Raw genomic sequence first — 20,049 nt, forward strand, 5'->3', positions numbered from 1 at the left:
CGCGCCGGCCGGGGGCGCGCGGCCCCGGGGGGGGGGCCTCGCGCCTCCCCCGCCCGCCCGCGCCCCCCGATCAGAGCCGGTAGCCCGGCGACGCTCGGCGACGCTCAGCCGCGCTCGGCGACGCTCAGCCGGGCGAGCGCGTGCGGTTGGACCAGGCCGGGCAGCAGCAGCGTCCAGAGGTCGGCCAGCCGCTGGATCAGGTCCTGCCGGTCGGTCAGCACCTGGGAGCTCAGCTGGATGCCGGTGACGGCCCCGGTGATCACCCCGGAGGCCGCGGTCAGGTCGATCCCCGGGTGGAGCTCGCCGGCCTCCTGGGCGCGCGCCAGCAGCTCGCGGACCATGTCCATCCAGCCCTGGTAGGCCGCGAGCTGCGGCTGGGTGAAGCTGCCGTGCTCGATGGTCAGCCGGATGCTGCCGCGCACCAGCGGGTCGGTCTGGAGCGCGCGGGCGAAGGCGTACGCGAGGTCGATCAGGTTCTGCACCGGGCTGTCCGAGGCCGGTGACCAGCCGGAGATGAAGATGCCCTGGCCCTCGATGACGGCGAGCGCCAGCTCCTCCTTGGAGCGGAAGTGGAAGTACAGCGCGCCCTTGGTGACGCCGGCGCGGTCCAGGATCTCGGACATGGTGGCGGCGGCGTAGCCCCGCTCGTCGAACACCTCGGCCGCCGCGAGGAGTACCGCCTGGCGGGTCGCCAGCGCGCGGGCCTGCCTGGCCATCGCAGCCTCCCTGGAAAGTTCTGGTCTCGGCAGCGGCCGATCCTACGGGGGCGGACCTGGTGGCGGACGCATGCCGTCCAGTACGCATCCTACCGAGCCCGCCGCGGGCCCTTCCGGCCCCGGCCGACCACGCGGTGGCGCCGCCGGCCCGGCCCCGGGCGAACGCCGACGGCCGGCCACCCGGGTGGGGTGACCGGCCGTCGGCTCGGGCCGTGGACCGTCAGGCGGCCTGCTGCCAGCTGAACGGCGAGTAGTACGCCGGGCGGCGCTCCAGGCGCTGCCAGCTGGCGATCGGCTCGACCGGTGCGGCGGCTGCGGCCTGCTGCGCGACGGCTGCGCGCGCGGCGAGGACGGCGGTCAGGGCGGCGAGTTCCTCGTCGGTGAGACTGCCGCGGACGATGCGGACGAGGGGTTCGGCGGAAGCGGTCATGTCCTGGTTTCTCCCCCGGTTGCTGTGGTCTGAGGTGGGTGCCGGTACGGAAGGCTGCGGTGCGCGCGTGCGGTGGAGCCGCTCCGCTACATCGGCGGGTTGCCGTGCTTGCGGCTGGGCAGGTCGGCGTGCTTGGTGCGGAGCATGGCCAGGGCGGAGGCGATCACCTGGCGGGTCTCGGCGGGGTCGATGACGTCGTCCACGAGGCCGCGCTCGGCCGCGTAGTACGGGTGCATCAGCTCGTTCTTGTATTCCTTGATCTTCTGGGCGCGCATGGCGTCCGGGTCCTCGGCGGCGTTGATCTCGCGGCGGAAGATGACGTTGGCGGCGCCCTCGGCACCCATCACGGCGATCTCGTTGGTCGGCCAGGCGTAGGACAGGTCGGCGCCGATGGAGCGGGAGTCCATCACGATGTAGGCACCGCCGTAGGCCTTGCGCAGGATGAGCGAGATGCGCGGCACGGTGGCGTTGCAGTACGCGTAGAGCAGCTTGGCGCCGTGGCGGATGATGCCGCCGTGCTCCTGGTCGACGCCGGGCAGGAAGCCGGGGACGTCGAGGAGGGTGACCAGCGGGATGTTGAAGGCGTCGCACATCTGCACGAAGCGGGCGGCCTTCTCGCTGGCGTTGATGTCCAGGACGCCGGCCAGCGACTGCGGCTGGTTGGCGATGATGCCGACGACGTGGCCGTCGACGCGGGCGAGCACGCACAGGACGTTGGTGGCCCAGCGCTCGTGGACCTCCAGGTACTCGCCGTGGTCGACGATCTCCTCGATGACCTTGCGCATGTCGTACGGGCGGTTGCCGTCGGCGGGCACCAGGTCCAGCAGGCTGTCGTTGCGGCGCTCGACCGGGTCGTCGCTGACGACGGAGGGCGGCATCTCGCGGTTGTTCTGCGGGAGCAGCGACAGGAGGTAGCGGACCTCCTCGATGCAGGACTGCTCGTCGTCGTAGACGAAGTGGGAGACGCCGGAGACGCCGGCGTGGACGTCCGCGCCGCCGAGGCCGTTCTGGGTGATCTTCTCGCCGGTCACCGCCTGGACGACGTCGGGGCCGGTGATGAACATCTGCGAGGTCTCGCGGACCATGAAGACGAAGTCGGTCAGCGCGGGGGAGTACGCGGCGCCGCCGGCGCACGGGCCGAGCATCACCGAGATCTGCGGGATGACGCCGGAGGCCTTGGTGTTGCGCTGGAAGATGCCTCCGTAACCGGCCAGGGCGGTGACGCCCTCCTGGATGCGGGCGCCGGCGCCGTCGTTCAGCGAGACCAGCGGGGCGCCGGCCGCGATGGCCATGTCCATGATCTTGTGGATCTTCTGCGCGTGGGCCTCGCCCAGCGCGCCGCCGAAGATCCGGAAGTCGTGCGCGTAGGTGAACACGGTGCGCCCGTGCACGGTGCCCCAGCCGACGATCACGCCGTCGGTGTGCGGCTTCTTGGCCTCCAGGCCGAAGCCCTGGGCGCGGTGCCGGCGCAGCGGCTCGACCTCCTGGAAGGAGCCCTCGTCCAGCAGCAGCTCGATGCGCTCGCGGGCGGTCAGCTTGCCCTTGGCGTGCTGGGCCTCGGTGGCCTTGTCGCTGGGGCCGCGGCGGACCTTCTCGCGCAGCTCGTGCAACTCGGCGACCCGTCCGCGGGCGTCGGCCGGAATCTCGGGAACCTCGCCGTCGACCGGCGCCTCATGCACAACCGTCATCTCGAACCACTCCAAGGGTGAGGGAACTGTCCGACAGCCAACGTCTGCTGTGCCCCCGGCTGCGAATCACTTTCTTCACTTATGACTGTACGAGGGGCCGTGCGCTGGTTTCGGCGTCGATTCCGTACAAGGTCGGGTTCGTTTAGCTGTCAGGCCTGCACAGAAGCGGTCGGTGTGGTCACTGAGCGCTCGGTGTTCGCTTGGATACCGGGGGTTGTCGAACAGATGATGGTCCGATGATCTGAGCATGAATAAAAGCGCAGGTCAGGGCCGTCTCCCGGTACTGTAAGTCGGTCCTCTTGTGGCGCGCTCAAGGTCCGCTCAAGCCCGGCTGTCGGGGGCCCGCCGCCGGGGTGAGGGGGTCGCGAGTCGTAGGGAAGCGCCAAAAACACCGCAGCCCACCCCGTGTGCTGGGGGTGGGCTGTCCGGGCGAGCGTGCGGACCTGCCGCGATCAGCTCTTCCTGCCGTCCTCGGGTTCGTCGCGGTCGCGCAGATCCCGCTCGCGGCGACGGAGATCGGCCTCCCACTGCTTGAGCATGTCCTCGTGATCTTTGTCGTTCTTCTTCAACGAGGCGAGGAACTCGGGGTCGTCGTCGGGGGCCAGCGGGCGTCCGCCGGGGCGGCCGGGGCGGTCGTCGGCCGGGTACCCGGTGCGGGCCCCGGCGGACGCGGCCCGCAGGAAGCCGCGCTGCTTGCCGGCGATCAGCCAGGCGATCGGGCCCAGTGGCGGGAAGAGCAGCACGATCAGCACCCAGACCACCTTGGGCAGGTGCTTCACCTCGTCCTCGGGGGTGGTCAGACAGTCCACGAACGCCCAGACCCAGAGCGCGAGCGGAAGGATGATGGTCAGAAGAATCCTCGGCACGGCTGGGATCTCCCCCCGGGCGACGGCGGCGGCGGGCGCCTACCAGGGGCCCTTGACCGAGCCAGGTTATCGGGTGGCGGATACTGACAGGCATGGCATACGACGATCTCCGCTCGTTTCTCCGCGCCCTCGACCGCGAGGGTGACCTCAAGCGCATCAAGGCCGAGGTGGACCCGCACCTGGAGATCGGCGAGATCGTCGACCGGGTGCAGAAGGCCAAGGGCCCGGCGCTGCTCTTCGAGAACGTCAAGGGCTCGTCGATGCCGCTGGCGATGAACGTCTTCGGCACCGAGCGGCGGCTGGCCAAGGCGCTCGGCCTCAAGGGCCCGGACGACATCTCAGAGAAGATCGCCGGCCTGCTCAAGCCCGAGCTGCCGCAGGGCTTCACCGGCTTCCGGGACGCCTTCGGCAAGCTCGCCTCGATGGCGCACGTCCCGCCCCGGCACGTGAAGTCCGGCGACGCCCCCGTGCAGGAGGTCGTGCTCACCGGCGACGACGTCAACCTGGACGAGCTGCCCGCCCTCTTCACCTGGCCGCTGGACGGCGGCTCCTTCTTCAACCTGGGCCTGACCCACACCAAGGACCCGGACAGCGGCATCCGCAACCTGGGCCTCTACCGGCTCCAGCGGCACGACCGCCGCACCATCGGCATGCACTGGCAGATCCACAAGGACAGCCGCAACCACTACGCCGTCGCGGCCAGGCGCGGCGAGCGCCTCCCGGTCGCGATCGCCTTCGGTTGCCCGCCCGCCGTCACCTACGCGGCCACCGCGCCGCTGCCCGGGGACATCGACGAGTACCTCTTCGCCGGCTTCATCGCCGGGGAGCGGGTCCGGATGGTCGACTGCAAGACCGTGCCGCTCCAGGTCCCGGCCGACGCCGAGGTGGTCCTGGAGGGCTGGCTGGAGCCCGGCGAGATGCTGCCCGAGGGCCCGTTCGGCGACCACACCGGCTTCTACACCCCGCAGGAGCCGTTCCCGGCGCTGAAGATCGACTGCGTGACGATGCGCCGCCGGCCGATCCTCCAGTCCATCGTGGTCGGCCGCCCGCCGACGGAGGACGGCCCGCTGGGCAAGTTCACCGAGCGCTTCTTCCTGCCGCTGCTGAAGATCATCATCCCGGACATCGTCGACTACGACCTGCCCGAGGCCGGCGGCTTCCACAACTGCGTGATCGTCTCGATCGACAAGAAGTACCCCAAGCACGCCCAGAAGACGATGCACGCGATCTGGGGCGCGCACATGATGTCGCTGACCAAGCTGATCATCGTGGTGGACTCCGACTGCGACGTGCACGACTACCAGGAAGTCGCCTGGCGGGCCTTCGGCAACGTCGACTACAGCCGCGACCTCACCGTCGTCGAGGGCCCGGTCGACCACCTCGACCACGCCTCGTACCAGCAGTTCTGGGGCGGCAAGGCCGGCATCGACGCGACCCGCAAGCTGCCCGAGGAGGGCTACACCCGGGACGGCGGCTGGCCCGAGATGGTGTCCTCGGACCCGGCCACGGCCGCCCTGGTGTCGCGCCGCTGGAAGGAGTACGGACTGTGAGCACGGCCGCCGTCGAGACCCCCGGGCGCACGAAGGCCTTCCTGCGCCTGGTGATGATCGAGCACTCGGTCTTCGCCCTGCCCTTCGCCTACATCGCCGCGCTGTCCGCGATGTTCCTCGCGGACGGGCGGGTGCACTGGGGCGAACTGTTCATCGTCACGGTCTGCATGGTCGGGCTGCGCACCTTCGCGATGGCCGCGAACCGGATCATCGACCGCGAGATCGACGCCCGGAACGCGCGGACCGCCACGCGCGAACTCGTCACCGGCGCGGTCTCGTTGAGGACCGCGTACGTCGGCTCGGCCGTCGCGCTGGTGGTCTTCCTCGGCGCGGCCGCGATGCTCAACCCGCTCTGCCTGGCGCTCGCGCCGGTGGCCGTGGTGCCGATGGTCGTCTACCCGTACGGCAAGCGGTTCACCGACTTCCCGCAGGCGATCCTCGGCCTGGCCCAGGCGATGGGCCCGGTCGGCGCCTGGCTCGCGGTGACGGGCAGCTGGTCCTGGGACGCGGTGGTGCTGGGCGTGGCCGTCGGCATCTGGATCGGCGGGTTCGACCTGGTCTACGCCTGCCAGGACGTCGAGTCCGACCGCGAGCACGGAGTGCGCTCGGTGCCGGCGCGGTTCGGGGTGCCGGCGGCGATCCGGGGCGCGCGCGTGTGCCACGTCCTGACGACGCTCCTGCTGGGCTGGTTCGCGGTCCTGACGGACGCCGGGGTGGCGTTCTGGATCGGCCTGGCGGTCGTCGCGGGCGCGTTCGTCTACGAGCACACCATCGTGAAGCCGAACGACCTCTCGAAGCTCAACCGGGCGTTCTTCCAGACGAACGGCTTCGTGGGGATCTCGCTCTTCTTCTTCGCCCTGGTGGACCTGCTCGTCCGCGGGCTCGGGATCTGATCCCGGAGGCCGGTCGAGCGAGCGACCGGGGCGGCAGGCGGACGGCCGTGCCGCCCCGGCCGCTCGGTCGACCGGGGCGGCACGCGTCCCGTCCGGGGCGGTCTCAGCCGTGCAGGAAGCCCTCCAGCGACGCCGCCAGGGCCACCGGGGCCTCGTACATCGGGTAGTGCCCGCTGCCGGCGAGCTCCTCCAACTCGGCGTTGGGGTAGTGGCCGAGGAAGGTGCCGCGCATCACCTCGGCGGTGAGGGCGAGGTCGTGCTCGCCGACGATCACCTTCACCGGCACCGGGTTGCCGTCGATCCGGGGCCGCAGGTCGGCCGTCGTCCAGTCGCGGACGTAGCCGCCGAAGGCCTCGGGGGTGGACAGCCGCAGGGACTGGTCGACCATGCGGTCGAGCCAGACCCGGCCGGCCCGCTGGCCCGTCACCAGGTCCAGGATCGCGAAGCGCTTCTCCCGGTCCTCGGCGGCGCCGTGGAACAGCGCCTCGCCGGCCTCGTCCAGCTGGTACGGCCCGGCGGGCACCGGGGCCAGCCCGACGAGCTTGCGCACCCGCAGCGGCGCCTCGGCGAGCACCTGCTGGGCCGCCTTGCCGCCCATCGAGTGGCCGACCAGCGAGAAGCGGTCCCAGCCGAGCTGGTCGGCCAGGGCGAGCGCGTCGGCGGCGATCTCGGCGAGCGTGTACGCGCCGGGGACGTCCTTGCGCCGCCCGTAGCCGCGGTAGTCGAGGAAGGCGTAGCCGAACGCGTCGCCGTCGAGGTAGTCGAGGAACGGGCCCCAGCCCGCGCTGGTGCCGAACCAGTCGTGCAGGACCAGGACGTGGTGGTCTCCGGTGCCGACCAGGTGGTGAGGGATCGTCATGCCAACGGTCGTTCCCCGCGATCCGCCCGCCCGAACGGACGGTTCGCGGGGAGCGGTCGGCCCGCTACGCCTCGGTGACGAGGGCCTTGTACTGGGCCGCCGAGAGCAGGTCCTTCAGTTCGTCGGCCTTGGTCACGGTGAGCTCGATGATCCAGCCGTCGCCGTACGCGTCGCCGTTGAGCACCTCGGGTTCGTCGCTCAGCTCCGTGTTGATCGCGGCGACCGTCCCGGACAGCGGCGCGTAGAGCTCGCTCACCGACTTGACCGACTCCACCGTGCCGAAGACCTGGCCGGCTTCGAGCTTGTCGCCCACTGAGGGGAGTTCGACGAAGACGAGGTCGCCGAGCTGCTTCTGGGCGTAGTCGGTGATGCCGACGCGGGCCCGGTCCTTCCCCACCGTCTCCACCCACTCGTGGTCGCTGGTGTACTTGAGGTTCGTCGGGATGGTGCTCATGGCGGCCTCCGGGGAGTCGGCATCGGAGCTGACGGGTCGACAGGTCCGAGGAGGAGCCTGCTACAGCCGCCGCCCCTGCGCCGCCAAGCTCACCCGATCGGGTGAAATCAGGCGTCGCGCCGGGCGAAGGCCGGGGCGTGCTCGGGGAGCGGACCGAGGGCGATCGGGCGGGACAGCGCCTGCCGGAAGCCGGGGGCGAAGCGGGCCGGCGGCACGGCGGCTCCGGAAGGGGGCGCGACGACGGGTCGGCCGGCGCCCGTCAGCCCATCAGGAGCAGCCGGTCGCCGACCCGCAGGCGGCCAGGGGCGGCGACCTCGGCGAGGGCGTCGAGCAGGCCGTCGTGGGCGTGCACGACGGCCTTGAGGATCTCCGGCGCGTGCGGCAGCCCGGGCTGCGGGGCGCCGGTCATCGCGCAGCGCTCGCTGGACGCGACGAAGGAGAGCCGGGCGCTGCCGGGGGCCTCGCCGGACGCCTGGCGGCCGAGCCAGGCGTCCTCGACGAACGGCGGGGTGCCGGGCGGGGTGCGCAGCACGATGTTGGGGCGGAACCGGCGCTCGTCGACCACGGCGAACGGGACGGCCTCGCGGACCCAGTCCAGGGTGGCGGTGCTGAGCACGCTGACCGGCAGCCGGTCGAAGTGGGAGACGGCGTCCTCGCGGGCGAGTTCGACGTCCTCGCGCTGGAGGTAGGCGCGCAGGAAGGGGTTCGGGCGGTCGACCGGGCGGCCGAGCGGGTCGAACAGTTCGGGCCCGTCGATCCGGTGGCCGAGCCGGGCGGAGAGGCGGAGCAGTCCGTCCATCCGGCGGAAGCGGCGGGTGTTCTTGCCCGAGCCGAGCTTGCCGGCCGCGTCGCGGACGGCGTAGAGGCGGTCGCCGGCCAGGCCGCGCTCGTCCACCTCGACGGAGTCGAGCCGCTCGCCGCCGGCGGATTTCACGGGGTAGCGCCAGAGTCGCTCGATCACTCCGATGATCTCAGCCATGGCGGGAAAGCGTACTGGCGTTGACGGGGGATGGTCTAGACCAAGTACCGCAAGGGTTACCGCCCGGTCAGCCCAGCCGGGCCACCGCCCGCACCGGCGCGCCGTCCGCCGCGACCAGCCGCAGCGGGAACAGCGAGACCTCCACCGGCAGACCGGCCTCCTGGGCGGCCAGCAGCGGCCGCAGGTCGGTCAGGTTCTCGGCGATCACCCCGCCGCCGGACGCCCCCAGCAGCACCCGGTGCGCGGCGAGCGAGGGCTCGTCGGCGGTGCCGTGGTCGTGCTCGTCGGTGAGGTCGGCGAGCAGGGCGGCCACCGCGGGATCGCCCGGGCCCGGGTCGGGGGTCGGGTCGACGCTGAGCGCGTCCACCCCGACCGTCCGCACCCCGGCGGCGACGATCGCCTCGGCGGCGGCCGGGGTCAGGCTCGGGTGGGCGAGGTAGGCGTCGGTGCCCCAGTGCCGGGCCCAGCCGGTGGCCAGCAGCAGGACGGTGCCCTCGGCGGCCCGCTCCAGTGCGGGCGCCAGCAGCTCGGGGGTGACGGCCGTCCGGGGCTCCAGCCCGCGCAGGTCGGCGACCACGGCCGGGCCGGTGAACCGCTCCAGCGGCAGCCCGTCCAGGGTCGGCCAGGTGACGTCCACGTGGTACGGCGCGTCCACGTGCGTCCCGGACTGCGAGCCGAGGTGCAGGGCCAGCACGTTCACCCCGGCGGTGGCCGTGGTGAGCGCGGGCTCCAGCAGGACGGCCGGATCGCCGGGGTAGACCGGCATCGCGGTGGTCACCTGATGGGTGAGGTCGACGAGGGTCGCTGCCATGCGCCCATCCTCCCAGCCCCCGCCCACCCCGTGGACCCCCCGGTTCCCGGCGCCACCCGGCCCGCCGCGAGGGCCCTGGTGAGCGGAGCGGACGGAGCCGGATAGAAATGCCCCATGGGAACTGCGAAACGTCAGCCGTGGGTGGTCGGGGTCTCGGGGGCGTCGGGAACGCCGTACGCGGCCTCGGTGATCCGTGCGCTGCTGGCCGCCGGCGAGGCGGTGGACCTGATCGTCAGCCGCGCCGCCCGGCTCACCATCCTGGACGAGACCGGCATCTCCTTCCGGGACGCCCACTGGCGCGCCGACCTCGCCGCCTGGCTCGGGAGCGACCGGGGGCTGGACGACGTCCGCTACTGGCCCGCCGGGGACTTCGCGGCCGGCCCGTCCAGCGGCTCGTACCCGGCCAAGGGCATGCTCGTGGTGCCCGCGACCACCGGCGCGGTGGCCGGGATCGCGCTCGGCCTGAGCAAGGACCTGCTGCAGCGCGTCGCCAGCGTCACCCTCAAGGAGCGCCGTCCGCTCGTCGTCTGCGTGCGCGAGACACCACTCAACGGGGTGACGTTGAAGCACTTGGTGGAGCTCGACGCACAGGGGGCGGTCGTGCTGCCCGCCGCACCCGGTTTCTACGCCGGCGGCTCCACCGTGCGCGAACTCGTGGATTTCGTGGCCGGACGGGTGCTGGACGCCGTCGACGTGCCGCATTCCCTGTACCTGCGCTGGGAAGGGGAGTTGGGGGCGGCCGCCCGCAAGACGGCCGACGGCGAGGGCACTGCGGCTGAGGGGGAGTAAGGAGACCGAGGGCGGGAGAGTATGTTCTCTGCGATATCCGGGTCTTTCGGCGCGAGGCGCCTTTGAATCCGGATAATGATCTGTGGGTCTGGAGAGGTTCGGAAGGACGCGGACGGTATATGGACACGGTGGACAGACAACTCATCCAGGCGCTCCGGGAGAACGGCCGCGCGTCCTACGCCGAGTTGGGCCGCCTGGTCGGGCTCTCCGGCCCGAGCGTCACGGACCGGATCAACCGCCTGGAGCAGGCCGGGGTCATCACCGGCTACCGGGCGACGGTCAACCCGGCCTCGCTCGGCTTCGGTGTCACGGCCCTGATCGGCCTTCAACTCACCGACGCGGCGGACCACGAGGACGTCGCGTTCCGGCTGAAGGACCTCAACGAGGTCGAGGACTGCTGGTTCATCGCCGGCGACGACTCCTACATGCTCAAGGTCAGGGTGGCCGACGTGGCCGGCTTGGAATCGGTGGTCAAGCGGATCTCGGGCACGAAGGGCGTGGCCAGGACCCGCACCACCGTCGTACTCTCCACGAAGTGGGAGAACCGGGTGAGTGAACTTCCTCCTGTAGGAGAGTGACGCATGGCACTGGTCGGACTGGAGGAGCTGCGCGCGGCTCGGCAGCGGATCGCCGGGGTCGCCGTGCGCACCCCGCTGGTTCCCGCCCCCTGGGCGGCCGAGGGGGAGCGGCGGCTCTGGCTGAAGCCCGAGAACCTCCAGCCGACCGGGGCCTTCAAGACCCGCGGCGCCTACAACCGGCTCGCCGCGCTCACCGAGGACGAGCGTGCCCGGGGCGTGGTCGCCCAGTCCAGCGGCAACCATGCGCAGGCGGTGGCGTACGCGGCCAGGACGCTCGGCATCAAGGCCGTGATCGTGATGCCGGACACCTCGCCCGCGGTGAAGGTCGAGGCCACCCGCTCGTTCGGCGCCGAGGTGATCCTGGTCGCGCCGCAGGAGCGGGACACCCTGCCCGCCGAGCTGGCCGAGCGGCACGGCTACGTCTGGGTCCCCCCGTACGACGATCCGTTCATCATCGCGGGGCAGGGCACGGTCGGCCTGGAGATCGCCGAGGACGCCCCCGCCGAGCTGGACACCGTCCTGGTGCCGGTCAGCGGCGGCGGCCTGATCGGCGGCACGGCGGCCGCGCTCAAGCTCACCCGCCCCGGCATCCGGGTGATCGGCGTGGAGCCCGAGCTGGCCGCCGACGCCCGGGCCAGCCTGCGGGCCGGCCGCCTGGTCGAGTGGCCGGTCGCCGACACCTACCGGACCATCGCGGACGGGCTGCGCACCCCGTCGCTCGGCGTGCTGCCGTTCGAGCACGTCACCGCCTACGTGGACGACATCGTCACCGTCACCGAGGACGAGATCCGGGCCACCGTGGCCGTGCTGGCCCGACGCGGCCGGCTGGTCGCCGAGCCCTCCGGGGCGGTCGCCCCGGCCGCCTACTTCCACCGCGCCGCCGAGACCGGGGGCCAGGTGGTGGCGGCCGTGGTCAGCGGCGGCAACGTCGACCCGACACTGCTCGCCGAGCTGCTCCGGGCATAGGCGTAACCTCGTTCCGGCAAGGAAACGAATGTCGGAGGAGGCGGGGCACCGCATGGACGCAGGGCTCAAGCGCGAGCTGGAGGCGAAGGTCTACGCGGGTGAGCGGCTGACCCGCGAGGACGGGATCGCGCTCTACGAGAGCGACGACCTGGCCTGGCTGGGCGGGCTGGCCCACCACGTGCGGACGAGGAAGAACGGCGACGTCGTCCACTTCAACGTCAACCGCCACCTCAACATGACCAACGTGTGCAACGCGTCCTGCGCGTACTGCTCGTTCCAGCGCAAGCCGGGCGAGAAGGACGCGTACACGATGCGCATCGAGGAGGCCGTCCGCCTCGCCAAGGCGATGGAGAGCGAGTCCCTCACCGAGCTGCACATCGTGAACGGCCTGCACCCGACCCTGCCGTGGCGCTACTACCCGCGCTCGCTGCGGGAGCTGAAGGCGGCACTGCCGAACGTCTCGCTGAAGGCCTTCACCGCCACCGAGATCCACTGGTTCGAGAAGATCAGCGGCCTGTCCGCCGACGAGATCATGGACGAGCTGATCGACGCCGGCCTGGAGTCGCTGACCGGCGGCGGCGCGGAGATCTTCGACTGGGAGGTCCGCCAGCACATCGTCGACCACGACACCCACTGGGAGGACTGGTCGCGGATCCACCGCCTCGCGCACAGCAAGGGCCTCAAGACGCCCGCCACCATGCTGTACGGCCACATCGAGGAGCCCCGCCACCGGGTGGACCACGTGCTGCGGCTGCGCGAGCTCCAGGACGAGACCGGCGGCTTCCAGGTCTTCATCCCGCTGCGCTACCAGCACGACTTCCACGACTCCAAGGACGGCGTCGTGCGCAACAGGCTGATGGCCCGTACCGAGATGGCCACCGGCGCCGAGGCGCTGAAGACCTTCGCGGTCTCCCGGCTGCTCTTCGACAACGTCCCGCACGTCAAGGTCTTCTGGGTGATGCACGGCGTCACCACCGCCCAGCTGGCGCTCAGCCACGGCGCGGACGACATGGACGGCTCGGTGGTCGAGTACAAGATCACCCACGACGCGGACAACTTCGGCACGCCGAACAAGCTCGGCCGTGACGACCTGCTCGGGCTGATCCGCGACGCCGGCTTCCGCCCGGTGGAGCGCAACACCCGCTACGAGGTCATCCGCGAGTACGAAGGCCCGGACCCGATGCGCCGTGAGTCCCCGCAGGCGATGCGCCTCTGACCCGCTCCACCCGCGCGGATCCACCCGCCGCCCCGGCCGATCGAAGGCCGGGGCGGCGGTTGTCTTCACGGCCTCCGCACGGGGCCCGGGTTTACCAACGGGTGCGGCGTTTGGCAGGATCGAAGGCATGTCCGGTTCTGATCGTGCCACCGCGTACCCGCCGCACCAGCCGTCGCAGGAGCCGGTCGACCTGATGCCACACCAGCAGGACGAGGGCTTCCAGCCGTACCGGCAGCCGGTCCGGCAAGAGGACCACGGCCAGTACCAGCCGTACGGCCAGGCGTCTGACGGGTACTACGAGACGTACGACCAGCCGTACCCGCAGTACCAGCCGTACCAGGCCGAGCCCGTCGCCGAGCCGCTCTCCGAGTCCGTCTACTACGAGGCGGAGCCCGCTGCCGCGCCCGTCCACCACGAGCCCGTCGCCTACGAGCCGGTCCAGCACGAGCCCGTCCACCACGAGCCCGTCGCCTACGAGCCGCTCGCCTATGAGCCCGAGCCCGTCGTGCTCGCCGTCGCGCCCGTCGCTCCCGCGCCGGGTCCCCGGGCGGCCGCCCGGGGACGGCGGCGCAAGGCCAAGCAGAAACGTCACGGCAAGGCCATGATGGCCGGCACCGCGCTGCTGGTCGCCGCCACCGCCGGCTGGTACGCCGTCGGCCAGGACGACGCCAAGCCCGGCATCGCCGCCGCCGACGGCCCAGGGCCGGAGGGCGTCAGCAAGCCCGACCAGCCCGCCCCGGCCCCCGCGGCCGTCCAGGCCGCCTCCAACCGGCAGGCCGCCGCCCCGGCCGCGGACCGCAGCCAGACCCGCGCGGACGGCTCGGTCGCCGCGATACCCGGCCTCGGCGCGACCTTCACCGCGAAGATCCCCGCCGAGACCACCCAGGTCGTGGTCGCCTCCGGCCAGGACAAGAACACCGACAAGAACACCGTCACCCTCTGGACCCGCACCCCCGAGGGCCGCTGGCTGGCCGGCGAGACCTGGCAGGGCCACAACGGCAAGAACGGCTGGACCACCGACCACAACGAGGGCGACCTGCGCAGCCCGATCGGAGTCTTCGGCCTCACCGACGCGGGCGGCCGCAAGGCGGACCCGGGCAGCAAGCTCCCGTACGACAAGGACCCGAGCTTCGTGGTCTCCGGCACGGGCTTCTTCGGCGACCAGCTGGAGGGCTCCTTCGACTACGTGGTCGCGATCAACTACAACCGCGTCGCCGGCAAGTCCCCGCTCGACCCGCGCCGCCCGATGGGCCCCAAGAAGGGCGGCGGCATCTGGCTCCACGTGGACCACGACGGCCCGACCCACGGCTGCGTGTCGATCCCCGAGGACAAGATGGCCCAGTTGATCCGCACCCTGGACCCGGCGGCCCACCCGGTCATCGTGATGGGCGACGCACCCACTCTGGCCGCCTGACCTCGGCGTACGCGGAACCCGGGCGCCGCAAGGGCCCTTGTGGACCTCCTACAGATCGAGAGGGCGGATCCTGTCACCGGTCATGCCATGCTGACCAGCGGGTAACCCGGTTCCATGGCAGTATGAGCGGTTCGCGCATTGTGGCACTCGGCCACTACCAGCCCCCCAAGGTCCTCACCAACGACGACCTGGCGGCGCTGGTCGACACGGACGACGAGTGGATCCGCACCCGCGTGGGCATCCGCACCCGGCACGTCGCCGAGGACGAGACCCTGGTCGACCTCGCCACCGAGGCCGCCCAGAAGGCGCTCGCCAACAGCGGCCGGACGGCGGCCGAGGTCGACCTCGTGGTGGTCGCCACCTGCACCGCGATCGAGCGCAGCCCCAACACCGCCGCGGCCGTCGCCGCCCGGCTGGGCGTGCGCTCGCCCGCCGCGTACGACATCAACACGGTCTGCTCCGGCTTCTCGTACGCCCTGGCCACCGCCGACCACGCGATCCGGGCCGGCGCGGCCCGCCGCGCCGTGGTGATCGGCGCCGAGCGGATGTCCGACACCCTCGACTGGACCGACCGCTCCACCTGCGTGATCTTCGGCGACGGCGCGGGCGCCGCGGTGGTCGAGGCCCAGGAGGACGGTGCCGAGCCCGGCATCGGACCGGTGGTCTGGGGCTCGGAGCCGGAGCGGGGCGACGCCGTGGTGATCACCGGCTGGGACCCGGTGATCAGCCAGCAGGGCCAGTCGGTCTTCCGCTGGGCCACCACCCAGCTCGCCCCGCTGGCCCGCCAGGCCTGCGAGCGGGCCGGGATCGACCCGTCCGAGCTGAAGGGCTTCGTCCCGCACCAGGCCAACCTGCGGATCATCGACGCGATCGCCGGCAAGCTGGGCCTCGGCGAGGACGCGGTGGTGGCCCGGGACGTGGTCCACTCCGGCAACACCTCGGCCGCCTCGATCCCGCTCGCCTTCTCCAAGCTGGTCGAGCGCGGCGAGCTCTCGCCCGGCGACCCGGTCCTGCTCTTCGGCTTCGGCGGCGGCCTGGCCTACGCCGGCCAGGTGGTGCGCTGCCCCTGACGCCATGGCCCCGTGAGGCCGCCCGGATGCGCCGCGGCGCATCCGGACCCGAACACGCCGTGGGCGGGCACCCTGTCGCGGGTGCCCGCCCACCGGCATGTCTGGCGCGCGTGGGGTACGTCGGCGGACCTCCCCCGAGGACACGGCCGTCGTCCGCCGTACCCCGGACAGGAGGCCGGGGCTGCGCGCGGAGCGGATGGTGGATCGGAGAACGGTCCTACTTGGGCGCCTTCTTGCCGGTGACGCCCAGGTACACCAGGGGAGCGAGGTTGGGCTTGAGATCCTTGACCTTGACGCCCCAGGAGGTGAAGGCCTTCTGGTGCTCGGCCGCCGAGGCGAGCAGCGAGACCAGGGCCCCGGCCACGGCGTTCGGGTCGAGCGACTTGTCGGCCTGGCCCTTCGCCTGGAGTTCCCTGACGGCCTCGGCGAGCGGCTTGGCGACCGCGTTGAGGACCGTCATGCGGATCTTGAAGAACCGCTTGTCCCCTTCGGCGGCACCGAGCGTGACCACTCGGAGAATGGCGTCGTTCTTGCGCCAGAAGGCGAGGAATCCGTCGACCAGTTCTTCCGAAGTGGTCGGTCCGGACTTCCCTGCCCAGGACTTTCCGGCCACCAGCTCTTTGAGCTGGTCGGCGTCCTTGGCCATTTCCTCGGCGATTTCGAGGACAGCGCCCTCGACATCCGGGAAGTACTGGTAGAAGGTCGCGGGGGAGGTACCCGCCATACGGGCGACGTCGATGACCTTGACGTCCCGATAGGGCGACGTGCTGAGCATCTCGCGGAGGCAATCGAGCAGCTTCTGCCGCGTCTCCTGTCCGCGTCGCCCGGCGACGCGACCGTCGACGGTGCGAACTTGTCCTGTCATGCCGTCAGCTTACCGTGGCAAGATCTTGGCGCGATTCGGTGATGCGACTATTACTCCGCACGGGGGGTCGGTTATAGCGTCATGAACCGCTTCGGACGGATATTCACCGGGCCTCGAAGCCCCTGTTGAAGCCCCCCCGTGTGCTTTTGACCTCACAGCGTGACGGCGAGTCCGCTGAGGGGTGGTCGGGTGACAGAGCGTGACGATGGCCGAGGATCGCGGGGTCGTCCGGAAGTGGACGGTCCGCGGCTCCGCGCGCAAGCCGCCCCGGAGCGGGCGTCAGGATCCGGCCGTTCCGTCCTCGCTGGTCAGGGGCCTGTCCGGGGCGCCGTGCGGGCCCGAACGGCGCGTTCCGGCGGGTGGGGGAGGTTGGATATGCGTGGGGCGGCATTGGAGAATCGGGTCCGGCACCACGCGGCGGGTGCGGACAACGGGGAGGTGGCAGCGGAGTGGACCAGCTGACGGCGCACGATCCGAGGCGGATCGGGCCCTTCGAGGTGCTGGGGCGGCTCGGCGCGGGTGGGATGGGGCTGGTCTACCTGGCGCGTTCCGCGTCGGGGCGGCGGGTCGCCATCAAGACCGTGCGGGGTGAGCTGGCCGAGGACGAGCTGTTCCGGGTCCGCTTCGCCCGTGAGATCGAGGCGGCCAAGACGGTCGGCGGCTTCTACACCGCGGCCGTGGTGGACGCCGACGCGGACGCCCGGGTGCCCTGGCTGGCCACCGCGTACATCCCGGCCCCCTCGCTGGAGGACCTGGTCGAGGAGTGCGGCCCGCTGCCGGTGGAGGCCACCCGCTGGCTGGTCGCCGGCATCGCGGAGGCCCTCCAGTCCATCCACGCGGCCGGGCTGATCCACCGCGACCTCAAGCCCTCCAACGTCCTGGTGGTCGAGGACGGCCCGAAGGTGATCGACTTCGGCATCGCCGCCGGCGTGTCCAGCACCCGGCTCACCATGACCAACGTCGCGGTCGGCACGCCCGCCTACATGTCCCCCGAGCAGGCCAGGGACAGCCGGACCGTCAGGGGCGCCAGCGACGTCTTCTCGCTGGGCTCGCTGATGGTCTTCTGCGCCACCGGGCACCCGCCCTACCGGGGCACCAACCCGGTCGAGACGGTGTTCCAGCTGCTGCGCGAGGAACCGGACCTGACCGGCATGCCGCCCGAGCTGATGGACCTGGTCCGCGCGTGCATGCAGCAGGCCCCCGAGCGCCGGCCCACGCCGGCGCAGATCCAGACCGAGCTGGCCCCGCACCTCTTCTCCCGGGACGACGCCTCCGGCGAGGCCGGGGACTGGCTGCCGGTCGACGCGCTGGAGCTGATCGAGCGCAAGCGGGGCCGCCGCCCGGCCGCCCCGCCGCCGCGCCCGCCGGCCGCGCCGCCCCAGCCGCCCCCGCACCCGCAGGTGCCGCCCCCGCACCTCCCGCCGCAGCACCCGGCACCGGCCGACCCGCGCACCAACCCGGGCGGGCGGCACGCGCAGCCGCCGGCCGGGCCGGTGCACAGCCTGCCGCGGCCGGGCCAGGCCTCCGAGGCCGAGATCCCGACCGCGAAGGTCGCCTACCCGAACCGGCACCGGGCGCCGACCGGCGGCTCCGTCGAGGTGCAGCTGTCCGGCGCCTCGGTGCGGATAGGTCCGGGGCCCCGGGCCGAGTACGAGCAGCCGGGCCCGAACACCGCCCCGGCCACGACGGACTGGGTCCGCCGGGCCCCCACCCCGCCGCCCCCGCCGGTCGCCCGCTGGCGTCCCTGGCGGTTCCGGATGTCCAACGACGTCTGGGGCACCCCGGTGGTCGCCGACGGCACGCTCTTCGTCTCCAGCTTCGAGGTGCACGCGCTGGACGTCGCCTCCGGCGAGCGCCGCTACAAGACGCGGGACGTCGCCTGGGCGCTCGCGGTGGACGCCGGCCGGGTGCACGCCGCGGACGGCCCCCACCTGTACACGGTGGACGCCGCGGACGGCGCCGAGCGCTGGCGCACCTCGCTGGACGGCTGGGTGTACTCGCTCTCCGCCGCCGAGGGCGTGCTCTGCTGCGGGATCAGGGGCGGCGGCGTCCAGCTCCGCTCGGCCGCCAACGGCGCCGAGCTGTGGCGCGCCGACGACGCCCAGCAGGACTACGAGAACCCCCAGTCGGGACCGGTCCTGGTGGGCGGCGCCGCCTACTACTACGGCGGCGGGCGGCTGCGCTGCGTCGACCCGCGGGGCGCGGGCCTGCGCTGGTCCTTCCAGGTCGGCGAGGACGTGCCCTCGCACCCGGTCGAGCGCGGCGGCGTGCTGTACGTGTCGGCCGGCACCCGGGTGTACGCGCTGGACGCGGCCAGCGGGGCCGAGCGCTGGCGCTTCGAGGCCCCGGTGGTGCTGTTCACCCCGCCCGCCCTGGACGCCGACGCGGTCTACGTGGCCGACTACCTGGGCACGGTCTACGCGCTGGACGCGGCCACCGGCCTGGACCGCTGGCGCGGGGTCACCGGCCGCCGCCAGGGCGCCGACCCGGTGGTGGTCTCGGACGGCATGGTGCTGGTCGGCAACGGCGAGGTGCTGTACGCCTTCGAGGCGGCCACCGGCCGTGAGCGCTGGCGCTACACCGCCCGCGGCGAGATCGTCGGCTCCCCGGCGGTGGCCGACGGCCTGGTCCACCTGGGCAGCCGGGACCACTCGCTGCACACCCTGGACCTGGCGAGCGGTCAGCTGCGCTGGGAGCTCGGCACCAAGGGCGAGCTCACCGGCTCGCCGGTGGCGGTCGGCGGCCGGGTCTTCGTCGGCTCCAAGGACCGCTGCGTGTACGCGCTGGACGCCTTCTACGGAACGGCGGTGCCCGCCCGCTGACGCGCGGGGCGGACACCGCCGGTCGGCCGGGTCGGGCCGGATCAGGCCTTGCGGGCCCCGGGGTGGCGGCTGCACCAGCCGTCCCACGCGGAGGAGACCATCTCCGTCACGTCGTGACGGGCGGTCCAGCCCAGCTCCCGGTGGATCAGGTCGGCGGAGGCCACCACCCGGGCCGGGTCGCCGGGGCGGCGCGGGGTCACCTCGGCGGCGGTGTCGTAGCCGGTGACCTTGCCGATCACCGCCAGCATCTCCTTGACGCTGACGCCCTCGCCGCGGCCGATGTTCAGCACCAGGGAGGTCGCGCCGGCCGGGTCGGCGGCCATCCGCTTGGCGGCCGCCACGTGCGCCGAGGCGATGTCGGAGACGTGGATGAAGTCGCGGACGCAGGTGCCGTCCGGGGTCTGGTAGTCGTCGCCGAAGATCCGCGGGGCCTCGCCGGCGGTGAGCCGCTCGAAGACCATCGGGATCAGGTTGAACACCCCGGCGTCGGAGAGCTCGGGGGAGGCGGCGCCGGCCACGTTGAAGTAGCGCAGGGCCACGGTGGACATGCCGTGGGCCTTGCCGGCCGCGGCGACCAGCCACTCGCCGGCCAGCTTGGTCTCGCCGTACGGGCTCATCGGGGCGCAGGGCGTGGACTCGGTGACCAGGTCGACGTCCGGCATGCCGTAGACCGCGGCGGAGGAGGAGAAGAGGAAACGCTTCACCCCGCCCTCGGCGGCGGCCTCCAGGACGGTCTGGAGGCCGATCATGTTCTCGCGGTAGTACAGGAACGGCTGCTCGACGGACTCGCCGACCTGCTTCTTGGCGGCGAAGTGCAGGATGCCCTCGACGCCGTGCTCGCGGATCGCGGCGTCCAGGGCGGCGCGGTCCAGGGTGGAGCCCTCGATCAGGGGGACGCCGGCCGGGAGCCGGGAGGCGTCGCCGGTGCTGAGGTCGTCCAGGACGGCGACGCGCTCCCCGGCGTCGAGCAGCTGTCGGACGACGTGTCCGCCGATGTATCCGGCACCGCCGGTGATCAACCAAGTCATGGCCCGAATCCTAGGCGCTCGGATTCGATCGCCACGTTCGGGCGAGTCGGAACAA

The 20,049-nt window shown here is 72.3% G+C and carries 19 protein-coding genes; 9 read left to right on the plus strand and 10 right to left on the minus strand.

Features of this window, described 5'->3' with window-relative positions; translation table 11 throughout:
* Nucleotides 1-104 precede the first annotated feature (104 nt).
* The 4 genes from ACWDBB_RS03960 to ACWDBB_RS03975 all read right to left on the minus strand — a co-directional run bounded on the left by ACWDBB_RS03960 (nt 105) and on the right by ACWDBB_RS03975 (nt 3,700).
* Nucleotides 105-716 carry a ScbR family autoregulator-binding transcription factor gene (locus ACWDBB_RS03960; RefSeq protein WP_449788109.1) on the minus strand — a complete coding sequence of 204 codons (612 nt, stop codon included), beginning with the start codon at nt 714-716 and terminating at the stop codon, nt 105-107.
* 220 nt (nt 717-936) lie between these two features.
* Nucleotides 937-1,146 carry an acyl-CoA carboxylase epsilon subunit gene (locus tag ACWDBB_RS03965; RefSeq protein ID WP_392867631.1) on the minus strand — a complete coding sequence of 70 codons (210 nt, stop codon included), beginning with the start codon at nt 1,144-1,146 and terminating at the stop codon, nt 937-939.
* An 86-nt stretch (nt 1,147-1,232) separates the two neighbouring features.
* Entirely contained in the window at nt 1,233-2,834 is a 1,602-nt protein-coding gene (locus ACWDBB_RS03970) for an acyl-CoA carboxylase subunit beta (RefSeq protein ID WP_449788110.1), read from the minus strand.
* Nucleotides 2,835-3,286: 452 nt separating this feature from the next.
* Nucleotides 3,287-3,700 (minus strand): PLD nuclease N-terminal domain-containing protein, encoded by a 414-nt coding sequence (locus ACWDBB_RS03975; protein ID WP_449788111.1) that lies wholly within the window; start codon nt 3,698-3,700, stop codon nt 3,287-3,289.
* A 92-nt stretch (nt 3,701-3,792) separates the two neighbouring features.
* On the opposite strand from ACWDBB_RS03975, the gene ACWDBB_RS03980 reads away from it, so the two are divergent.
* Together ACWDBB_RS03980 and mqnP are read left to right on the plus strand one after the other, a co-directional pair.
* Nucleotides 3,793-5,250: a menaquinone biosynthesis decarboxylase gene (locus ACWDBB_RS03980; RefSeq protein ID WP_392867623.1), complete on the plus strand. Its 1,458-nt coding sequence runs from the start codon at nt 3,793-3,795 to the stop codon at nt 5,248-5,250.
* Nucleotides 5,229-6,143, plus strand: a complete 915-nt coding sequence (gene mqnP, locus ACWDBB_RS03985; RefSeq protein WP_449788293.1) for a menaquinone biosynthesis prenyltransferase MqnP — start codon at nt 5,229-5,231, stop codon at nt 6,141-6,143. Before ACWDBB_RS03980 ends, mqnP begins: the two co-directional genes overlap by 22 nt.
* 103 nt (nt 6,144-6,246) lie before the next feature.
* Here mqnP and ACWDBB_RS03990 read toward each other — a convergent pair whose 3' ends face one another.
* From ACWDBB_RS03990 to ACWDBB_RS04005, 4 genes are all read right to left on the minus strand, one after another.
* Nucleotides 6,247-7,002, minus strand: coding sequence for an alpha/beta fold hydrolase (locus tag ACWDBB_RS03990; RefSeq protein WP_449788112.1), 756 nt, complete (start codon nt 7,000-7,002; stop codon nt 6,247-6,249).
* Nucleotides 7,003-7,066: 64 nt separating this feature from the next.
* Nucleotides 7,067-7,456, minus strand: a complete 390-nt coding sequence (gene gcvH, locus ACWDBB_RS03995; protein ID WP_449788113.1) for a glycine cleavage system protein GcvH — start codon at nt 7,454-7,456, stop codon at nt 7,067-7,069.
* 259 nt (nt 7,457-7,715) lie between these two features.
* Nucleotides 7,716-8,435, minus strand: coding sequence for an MOSC domain-containing protein (locus ACWDBB_RS04000; protein ID WP_449788114.1), 720 nt, complete (start codon nt 8,433-8,435; stop codon nt 7,716-7,718).
* 67 nt (nt 8,436-8,502) lie between these two features.
* The gene (locus tag ACWDBB_RS04005; protein ID WP_449788115.1) at nt 8,503-9,246 is read right to left on the minus strand and encodes a cyclase family protein; all 744 of its coding nucleotides are present in this window, start codon (nt 9,244-9,246) and stop codon (nt 8,503-8,505) included.
* A 114-nt stretch (nt 9,247-9,360) separates the two neighbouring features.
* Between ACWDBB_RS04005 and ACWDBB_RS04010 the strand changes: the two genes are divergently transcribed.
* The 6 genes from ACWDBB_RS04010 to ACWDBB_RS04035 all read left to right on the plus strand — a co-directional run bounded on the left by ACWDBB_RS04010 (nt 9,361) and on the right by ACWDBB_RS04035 (nt 15,279).
* On the plus strand, nt 9,361-10,035 hold the full coding sequence (locus ACWDBB_RS04010) for a UbiX family flavin prenyltransferase (RefSeq protein ID WP_449788116.1): 675 nt from the start codon (nt 9,361-9,363) through the stop codon (nt 10,033-10,035).
* A gap of 119 nt (nt 10,036-10,154) precedes the next feature.
* Nucleotides 10,155-10,613, plus strand: coding sequence for an Lrp/AsnC family transcriptional regulator (locus ACWDBB_RS04015; RefSeq protein WP_030055719.1), 459 nt, complete (start codon nt 10,155-10,157; stop codon nt 10,611-10,613).
* A gap of 3 nt (nt 10,614-10,616) precedes the next feature.
* On the plus strand, nt 10,617-11,579 hold the full coding sequence (locus tag ACWDBB_RS04020; protein WP_392867594.1) for a threonine ammonia-lyase: 963 nt from the start codon (nt 10,617-10,619) through the stop codon (nt 11,577-11,579).
* A gap of 52 nt (nt 11,580-11,631) precedes the next feature.
* On the plus strand, nt 11,632-12,795 hold the full coding sequence (gene mqnE / locus ACWDBB_RS04025) for an aminofutalosine synthase MqnE (protein ID WP_449788117.1): 1,164 nt from the start codon (nt 11,632-11,634) through the stop codon (nt 12,793-12,795).
* A gap of 127 nt (nt 12,796-12,922) precedes the next feature.
* Complete coding sequence (locus ACWDBB_RS04030; RefSeq protein WP_449788118.1) at nt 12,923-14,209, plus strand: L,D-transpeptidase family protein; 1,287 nt, start codon at nt 12,923-12,925, stop codon at nt 14,207-14,209.
* A gap of 122 nt (nt 14,210-14,331) precedes the next feature.
* The gene (locus ACWDBB_RS04035) at nt 14,332-15,279 is read left to right on the plus strand and encodes a beta-ketoacyl-ACP synthase III (RefSeq protein ID WP_449788119.1); all 948 of its coding nucleotides are present in this window, start codon (nt 14,332-14,334) and stop codon (nt 15,277-15,279) included.
* Nucleotides 15,280-15,496: 217 nt separating this feature from the next.
* Here ACWDBB_RS04035 and ACWDBB_RS04040 read toward each other — a convergent pair whose 3' ends face one another.
* Complete coding sequence (locus tag ACWDBB_RS04040) at nt 15,497-16,144, minus strand: TetR family transcriptional regulator (protein ID WP_049651546.1); 648 nt, start codon at nt 16,142-16,144, stop codon at nt 15,497-15,499.
* Between the two features lie 449 nt (nt 16,145-16,593).
* Between ACWDBB_RS04040 and ACWDBB_RS04045 the strand changes: the two genes are divergently transcribed.
* Nucleotides 16,594-18,966: an outer membrane protein assembly factor BamB family protein gene (locus ACWDBB_RS04045; protein ID WP_449788120.1), complete on the plus strand. Its 2,373-nt coding sequence runs from the start codon at nt 16,594-16,596 to the stop codon at nt 18,964-18,966.
* A 41-nt stretch (nt 18,967-19,007) separates the two neighbouring features.
* Here ACWDBB_RS04045 and galE read toward each other — a convergent pair whose 3' ends face one another.
* Nucleotides 19,008-19,994, minus strand: coding sequence for a UDP-glucose 4-epimerase GalE (gene galE, locus ACWDBB_RS04050; RefSeq protein WP_449788121.1), 987 nt, complete (start codon nt 19,992-19,994; stop codon nt 19,008-19,010).
* Nucleotides 19,995-20,049 lie beyond the last annotated feature (55 nt).

Source organism: Kitasatospora sp. NPDC001095 (assembly GCF_053598615.1).

Coding starts and splice junctions, on each gene's coding strand:
- ACWDBB_RS03960 (WP_449788109.1), bottom strand. CDS start 716: ATGGCCAGGCAGGCCCGCGCGCTGGCGACCCGCCAGGCGGTACTCCTC.
- ACWDBB_RS03965 (WP_392867631.1), bottom strand. CDS start 1,146: ATGACCGCTTCCGCCGAACCCCTCGTCCGCATCGTCCGCGGCAGTCTC.
- ACWDBB_RS03970 (WP_449788110.1), bottom strand. CDS start 2,834: ATGACGGTTGTGCATGAGGCGCCGGTCGACGGCGAGGTTCCCGAGATT.
- ACWDBB_RS03980 (WP_392867623.1), top strand. CDS start 3,793: ATGGCATACGACGATCTCCGCTCGTTTCTCCGCGCCCTCGACCGCGAG.
- ACWDBB_RS03990 (WP_449788112.1), bottom strand. CDS start 7,002: ATGACGATCCCTCACCACCTGGTCGGCACCGGAGACCACCACGTCCTG.
- gcvH (WP_449788113.1), bottom strand. CDS start 7,456: ATGAGCACCATCCCGACGAACCTCAAGTACACCAGCGACCACGAGTGG.
- ACWDBB_RS04000 (WP_449788114.1), bottom strand. CDS start 8,435: ATGGCTGAGATCATCGGAGTGATCGAGCGACTCTGGCGCTACCCCGTG.
- ACWDBB_RS04005 (WP_449788115.1), bottom strand. CDS start 9,246: ATGGCAGCGACCCTCGTCGACCTCACCCATCAGGTGACCACCGCGATG.
- ACWDBB_RS04010 (WP_449788116.1), top strand. CDS start 9,361: ATGGGAACTGCGAAACGTCAGCCGTGGGTGGTCGGGGTCTCGGGGGCG.
- ACWDBB_RS04015 (WP_030055719.1), top strand. CDS start 10,155: ATGGACACGGTGGACAGACAACTCATCCAGGCGCTCCGGGAGAACGGC.
- ACWDBB_RS04020 (WP_392867594.1), top strand. CDS start 10,617: ATGGCACTGGTCGGACTGGAGGAGCTGCGCGCGGCTCGGCAGCGGATC.
- mqnE (WP_449788117.1), top strand. CDS start 11,632: ATGGACGCAGGGCTCAAGCGCGAGCTGGAGGCGAAGGTCTACGCGGGT.
- ACWDBB_RS04030 (WP_449788118.1), top strand. CDS start 12,923: ATGTCCGGTTCTGATCGTGCCACCGCGTACCCGCCGCACCAGCCGTCG.
- ACWDBB_RS04035 (WP_449788119.1), top strand. CDS start 14,332: ATGAGCGGTTCGCGCATTGTGGCACTCGGCCACTACCAGCCCCCCAAG.
- ACWDBB_RS04040 (WP_049651546.1), bottom strand. CDS start 16,144: ATGACAGGACAAGTTCGCACCGTCGACGGTCGCGTCGCCGGGCGACGC.
- galE (WP_449788121.1), bottom strand. CDS start 19,994: ATGACTTGGTTGATCACCGGCGGTGCCGGATACATCGGCGGACACGTC.